7 protein-coding genes are annotated in these 6,721 nt (G+C 39.3%); 5 read left to right on the top strand and 2 right to left on the bottom strand.

The features are described from left to right. Nucleotides 1-779 (top strand): bifunctional methylenetetrahydrofolate dehydrogenase/methenyltetrahydrofolate cyclohydrolase FolD (folD, locus tag FNZ24_RS14835; protein WP_153915514.1); only part of this gene is annotated, 779 nt, incomplete at its 5' end. Between the two features lie 165 nt (nucleotides 780-944). Here folD and cysS read toward each other — a convergent pair. Further along, entirely contained in the window at nucleotides 945-2,327 is a 1,383-nt protein-coding gene (cysS, locus tag FNZ24_RS14830; RefSeq protein WP_153915515.1) for a cysteine--tRNA ligase, read from the bottom strand. A 142-nt stretch (nucleotides 2,328-2,469) separates the two neighbouring features. Here cysS and FNZ24_RS14825 point away from each other — a divergent pair, with 142 nt between their 5' ends. Both FNZ24_RS14825 and FNZ24_RS14820 read left to right on the top strand, forming a co-directional pair. Next, nucleotides 2,470-2,964: a peptidylprolyl isomerase gene (locus tag FNZ24_RS14825; RefSeq protein WP_153915513.1), complete on the top strand. Its 495-nt coding sequence runs from the start codon at nucleotides 2,470-2,472 to the stop codon at nucleotides 2,962-2,964. Nucleotides 2,965-2,970: 6 nt separating this feature from the next. After that, nucleotides 2,971-3,693 carry a UDP-2,3-diacylglucosamine diphosphatase gene (locus tag FNZ24_RS14820; RefSeq protein ID WP_153915512.1) on the top strand — a complete coding sequence of 241 codons (723 nt, stop codon included), beginning with the start codon at nucleotides 2,971-2,973 and terminating at the stop codon, nucleotides 3,691-3,693. 140 nt (nucleotides 3,694-3,833) lie between these two features. On the opposite strand, the gene miaE is transcribed toward FNZ24_RS14820, so the two are convergent. Then, nucleotides 3,834-4,586 carry a tRNA isopentenyl-2-thiomethyl-A-37 hydroxylase MiaE gene (miaE, locus tag FNZ24_RS14815; RefSeq protein ID WP_153915511.1) on the bottom strand — a complete coding sequence of 251 codons (753 nt, stop codon included), beginning with the start codon at nucleotides 4,584-4,586 and terminating at the stop codon, nucleotides 3,834-3,836. 325 nt (nucleotides 4,587-4,911) lie between these two features. Here miaE and FNZ24_RS14810 point away from each other — a divergent pair, with 325 nt between their 5' ends. After that, nucleotides 4,912-5,508 carry a Yip1 family protein gene (locus FNZ24_RS14810; RefSeq protein ID WP_153915510.1) on the top strand — a complete coding sequence of 199 codons (597 nt, stop codon included), beginning with the start codon at nucleotides 4,912-4,914 and terminating at the stop codon, nucleotides 5,506-5,508. 155 nt (nucleotides 5,509-5,663) lie between these two features. Further along, nucleotides 5,664-6,650 carry a glucosaminidase domain-containing protein gene (locus FNZ24_RS14805; RefSeq protein WP_153915509.1) on the top strand — a complete coding sequence of 329 codons (987 nt, stop codon included), beginning with the start codon at nucleotides 5,664-5,666 and terminating at the stop codon, nucleotides 6,648-6,650. The last annotated feature ends 71 nt before the right edge of the window (nucleotides 6,651-6,721 follow it).

Raw genomic sequence — 6,721 nt, 5'->3', positions numbered from 1 at the left:
CCGCTAGACCTGGTACTCGTTTACCAGGTCTAGCGGTCATTCTTGTTGGCGCTGATGCCGCCTCACAGGTATACGTAGGCAGCAAACGCCGCGCCTGTGAAGAAGTTGGGTTTGAGTCATACTCTTATGACCTTGAAACCACTACCACTGAAGAAGAACTGCTTGCACTGATTGACCAGTGTAATGACGACCCTAAAATCGACGGTATTTTGGTGCAATTACCTTTACCTGATCACATCGAAGACTCTAAAGTTATTGAGCGTATTAGACCTGATAAAGATGTTGATGGATTCCATCCATATAATGTCGGTAGATTAGCACAGCGCATCCCAGTGCTGCGCTCATGTACCCCAAAAGGCATTATTACCTTAATCAAATCTACTGGTGTTGATACTTACGGCTTAGATGCCACTATTGTAGGTGCATCAAATATTGTTGGTCGCCCAATGACGTTAGAGCTATTGCTGGCTGGTTGCACTACGACTACATGTCATCGTTTTACCAAAAACCTAGAACAAAAAGTTCGCCAAGCAGATTTGTTGGTTGTGGCAGTAGGTAAACCTGGCTTCATACCTGGAGACTGGATCAAGCCTGGCGCTATCGTGATTGATGTAGGTATTAACCGACTAGAAAGCGGCAAGCTTGTGGGTGATGTAGAATTTGATATTGCAGCTGAAAAAGCCGCATTTATCACACCTGTACCTGGTGGCGTTGGTCCAATGACCATTGCAAGCCTACTCGAGAATACCTTGTATGCAGCTGAAGAATACCACGACTAATAAAGTCTAGTTAGACATGATAAAAAACCTATCATTTACGCTTTGCTAAAACAGTCGCTGACACAAAAAAAGCCTGCAGATTTGCAGGCTTTTTATTTTACTAAGGTAGCGACTTAATATATTCACTTATCAATATACTAAATTCATCGCTTGACTCACTTGAGCTTAAGACTTCTTACGCCAAGTCGTGCCTTCTTCGCCATCTTCTAAGACAACATTTAACGCATTAAGTCTGTCACGAGCGGCATCGGCAGCTGGCCAGTCTTTTTCTGCTCGGGCACGATTACGCTCAACAATTAACGCTTCGATTTCGGCTACTTCATCGTCACTACCCTCACCTTGGAAGTAAGCGTCAACATCACGATTAATAATACCTAAAACATCCGTTAATGACTTTAAGCTAACACCTAATGCACTGGCTTGTGCCATATCAACTAATTTTAAACGATTAATTTCACGCACCATTTCAAAAATAACTGAATAGGCTTCAGGCGTATTGAAATCATCATCCATTGCTGTTTTAAATTTAACAACAAACTCTTCAGCAGCTGCTGCAGCAACGGTCAAATCTAAGCCTTTAAGCGAAGTATAAATGCGCTCAAGAGCTGATTTAGCTTGCTTTAAATTATCTTCTGAATAGTTCAGTTGACTGCGATAATGACCTGATAACAAGAAGTAACGCACAGTTTCGGGATCGTAATGAGCTAAAACATCACGAATCGTAAAGAAGTTACCTAAAGATTTAGACATTTTCTCTTTATCAACCATCACCATACCGGTGTGCATCCAATAGTTAACGTATTGAGTGCCATGGGCGCAGCATGATTGTGCAATTTCATTTTCATGATGCGGGAACTGTAAATCGCTACCGCCGCCATGAATATCGAAGTGATTGCCTAAATGTTTGCTGTTCATCGCTGAACATTCAATGTGCCACCCTGGGCGGCCTGGTCCCCAAGGAGATTCCCAAGTTGGTTCTCCTGGTTTTGACATTTTCCACAACACAAAGTCCATTGGATCGCGTTTAGTGTCTTCCACTTCAACGCGCGCGCCAGCTTGGAGCTGTTCAAGGTGTTGACCTGATAAACGTCCGTACTCAGCATAAGAAGACACACTAAACAGGACATCACCACTTTCAGACACATAAGCGTGGTCTTTAGCAATAAGCGTTTGCACCATCTCAATGATTTCTTCGATGTGTAATGTTGCTCTTGGCTCAAAGTCAGGACGCATCATATTAAGTGAGTCAAAATCATTGTGCATTTCGCCAATTAATCGCTCAGTTAATGAATCACAACTTTCATTGTTTTCAGCAGCACGTTTAATGATTTTGTCATCAACGTCAGTAATATTACGAAGGTAATTCACTTCATAACCACGGTAACGTAAATAACGAACAATCATATCGAAAGAAACAAAAGTACGACCATGACCAATGTGACATAAATCGTATATGGTAATACCACATACATACATATCTATCTTGCCAGGGTTAATCGGCTTAAATTCTTGCTTTTCACGACTCATACTATTGTAAATTTTCAACATCGATGGTTCTCTTTCACTCATTTTAATACCAATATAATGGAGCCAAAGTCTATCATGAGCAACACTGTTTTGAACACTGCACTTTAAGCCTCACGTTAGATAAGTTAGAATCGCGCAACAATTTTTATCTAGGTATTTAAATATGATCACTTTGCACACAAACATGGGCGATATTAAAATTGCTCTTAATGCTGAAAAAGCACCTCTTACTGTTGAAAACTTCATCAAGTACGTTAAAGACGGTTTTTATGATGGCACTGTTTTTCACCGTGTAATTGATGGATTCATGGTTCAAGGTGGTGGTTTTACTGAAGATATGGTTCAGAAAACTCCTAATGCTGCTATCAAAAATGAAGCAAACAACGGTTTATCAAACAAAGTTGGCACATTAGCAATGGCGCGTACTTCTGATCCGCATTCGGCGACCGCGCAATTCTTCATTAACGTTAGCGACAATACTTTCTTAGATCACAAAGCAGAAACTGGCCAAGGCTGGGGTTACTGTGTATTTGCTGAAGTAGTTGAAGGCATGGACATCGTAGAAAAAATTAAAGCTGTAAGCACGGGTAACCGTGGTATGCATCAAGATGTACCACTGGAAGCTGTGGTTATCAACAGTGCTAGCATTGCTGAATAAGCGATAGTGCACACTGTATTTATGGGCGATTTGCACTTAAGTGCTGATCGCCCTGATATCTCCCAAGCCTTTGTAGACTACCTCAATTCAGATTTATCTGACGTTGAAGCTATGTATATTATTGGCGATTTGTTTGAAGTATGGACCAGTGATGATATCGCTGAACCCTTTACTGACGACATTGCTGCGCACATCAAAAAAATATCTAAACGTATGCCTGTTTATTTCATTCATGGCAATCGTGACTTTATGATAGGTAAAGAGTTTGCGGCTAAATCGGGGATGCAATTACTGCCCGAAATAAAAGTACTCGATTTATATGGCGTTAAAACCGTTGTGCTACATGGCGACAGCTTATGCACTTTAGATAAATCTTATCAACGATTTCGTCGCTTTAGAAACTCAGCAATCGTTAAATGGATTTATTGTCACTTACCCAAATCGACTCGGCAAAAAATCGCTGCAGATATCAGGCATAAAAGCGAAAACGGAAATCAAGATAAAAGCTATGTCATCATGGATGTAGAACAATCTGCGGTTGATGCCTTATTAGATAACACCCAAACCCAAACCATGATCCATGGGCATACTCATCGTCCCGCCATTCACCAATTAGAAAATAATAGACAGCGCATTGTCGTCGGTGACTGGTATGAGCAAGGTAGTATTTTAATTGTAAAAAAAGACAGTGCTGAATTACAGCAACTGCCCTTCTCAGCTAAGAAATAATTATTCTGAGCAGCTAATTAAAAATAACTCTAAAACTGCATCAAGTAATTAATGCTAAATACTCCCCTTACGGCTTATGCTAGCAACTAGCTAGGTTAGTTTTCATTCTTCTGATTTATGATTCAAATCACTTTGATAAGTTAAGCTGGTGTACCGCTGTGAAATTTGAAGTCTTTATCAGGTGATAAAATCAATTCAGCTTCTACTTTGGCAAAATGAGCGACGCGCTCACTGATATCTTTCTTCGAAATAGACTCTGCAAGTGATAAATAATCTTGGTAATGACGTGCTTCAGAGCGCAACAAAGAGATATAAAACTTTTCTAAATCAGCGTCTAGATGCGGTGCTAATTTTGCAAAACGCTCGCAAGACCTTGCCTCAATAAATGCACCAATAATAAGTTTATCAACCAGCGCATCTGGCTCGAAGGTTTTAACGTACTTCATCATCCCTTTGGCGTAACGCCCTGCTTCTAAAAGTTCATAAGGCACATTCTTTTTATCCATTAACTCCATGACTTGATAAAAGTGATGTAACTCCTCTTTTATCAGCAGCACCATTTTATCCACTAAATCCTGTCCATAGGGGCAATTATCCCTAACCGTGACCTGTTTGGTGATATTACTTTTGCCTTTTAAACTTGTTAAGTCACCGATTCTTTTATAGGCAAATTCTTCATAAGGCTTCACCCATTCAGTTAATCGACTTGCACTTTCTTTATCAACCGCATATTTACGGATAAGAAACATGGCGCTTTGGGCAGCTTTTAGCTCGCATAATAAATGATCTCGAAGAATGACTGATAAATTATCAGAGTTACTCGCCATTTCTATCCAGCTATCAGGGGTTTCACACTTTAAAAATTGGTAAATTGGCGCCAGTAATTGCTGCATCTTATTTTAAACTTTTATAAGGATTTAAACGTATTTTACCTGCGTTAAGGACTTTTCTACAGATAAAACACGATTAGTCCTTGACGAATCGATGCTTATGTTCAATAAATAGTCTATACATCTTCGTAACAATAGTTGCTAAAGTTGTATTTCAATCTTCTTAAATGGATAAACTTCGAAAGGGATGAAGTTATTACTTAATGAGCTAACGGTTAAGCGAATTGAGTATGTGTTGGGCTGATTAAGGCGATTGATATATGGGGCTATGATCAGTTCGTCTGAAGTTTGGCGAGCTATGTATGAATGCTAAACAAGGATAATAAAAATGATACTAAATCACTTAATGGGGCTATACACTCATCCGAAACAAGAGTGGAAAACAATTGAACGCAATCACGAGGCAGTAAAGAGCAGCCTCAGTCACATCTTACTTATCGCATTAATTCCAGCAGTATGTAGTTTTATCGCAACAGCTTATATCGGTTGGCATCCAGCTAATGGTGAACCACTATTTCTCACCCCACAAAGCGCAATGTTTATGTCAGTAGGGATGTATTTCGGTCTTATCGCAGGTGTCATGGCTCTAGCATATTTATCTTTTTGGATGGCTAAAACATTTGATGCATCTCCAACATTTACCCAAGCTTTAGAACTTGCAGCCTATACTGCAACGCCATTATTTATGGTGGGTATTGCTGTATTGTATCCAGTACTTTGGTTTATCATGCTCGTGGGTTTAGCAGGCTTAGCCTATTCGGTTTATTTACTGTATGCAGGCGTGCCTATTATTATGAATATTCCTGAAGAAAAAGGCTTCATCTATGCCAGTTCAGTCGTCACTGCTGGATTAGTTTTATTAGTCGGATTAATGGGAAGCAGCGTGATTTTATGGAGCTTAGGTTTTGGCCCAATGATGCAATAGGCTTTTATAGGCTATAATTAAAGGCGCTTACGCGCCTTTTTTAATGTGTTTTCATCCCGTTTTCAGCAAATTCATTAAATAAAACCGCTAATTTTGTCGCACTTACAATACGCTTAACTTTATACAAAAATCTGCAACTGCCTTTAGGATGAAATATGACCAAAAACACTTATCAAAAACTTCTCTTTGTGATCCTATTGCTAGTTGGCTTATTTGCAATAAATCATTGGGTTAAGTCTTCTAACCAAACTGATTTAGCACAACAAGCTTCAATTGATGAACAAATTGCAGTTTCAAAAGTGGAAAAACCGTCATCCGCAGTTTTAGAGCCAAAAGATATTAGCATTGATTCCTTAGATGGGCTTATCGAGCTATTTAACTCTCTCAACTACAACACAGAAAGTTGGCAAGCGGGTGTGCGAGAAGTACCTAGACTGACCTTTGAGCGAGTGAGTGAAAAGTGGCAACAAACATCGAATGAAATACCAGTACAGCTCAAAAAGATGGTTTTCTTTAGATTGATGGCACCGTTAATTTTAATCAGTAATGAAAATATAATTATAGAAAGAGAAGTTGTAAAACAAGCTCAATTAAATGATAAAGAACTAATCGCAATTGCACAAAAGTACCGAGTGATAAGTGAGCCTATAGACGCAATCACTGATGAACAACGTCTGCAATTATTAAAGCGAGTCGATATCATGCCACCTTCACTTGTTCTGGCACAAGCAGCAGAAGAAAGTGGCTGGGCAACATCGAGGTTTACCCTTGAAGGAAATGCATTCTTTGGTCAATGGGATTTCAGTGGCAATGGCATGATCCCTAAACAGCAACGCAAAGAGCTAGGTAATTATGGCTTAGCAAGATTTGACAGCCCACAAGCATCTGTTGAGGGCTATATGCTTAACATTAACACCAATGCTGCCTATATAAAGTTAAGAGAGCTTAGGCGAGATCTAAGAGCAAATGAACAGCCAATAACAGGATTAGAGCTAGCAAATACGTTAGATAAGTATTCTGAGCGAGGACAAGCGTACATAGATGGTATTAAAGGAATGATCCGTTTTAATAAATTAGACCAAGTCGATGTTGCTTATTTAAGTGACGATGCACCACTTCATTTAATATCGTCAAATCAATAAAACCAATCCAATAAAAAAGCCAGAGTAATTTAATGACTCTGGCTTTTTAATAATGATTTCGTTAACTGTTA

The organism is Shewanella sp. TC10 (genome assembly GCF_009663145.1).
GTDB lineage: Bacteria > Pseudomonadota > Gammaproteobacteria > Enterobacterales > Shewanellaceae > Shewanella.
The sequence above is the reverse complement of the archived record's forward strand: the minus strand, read 5'-3'. Positions and strand labels throughout refer to the sequence as shown.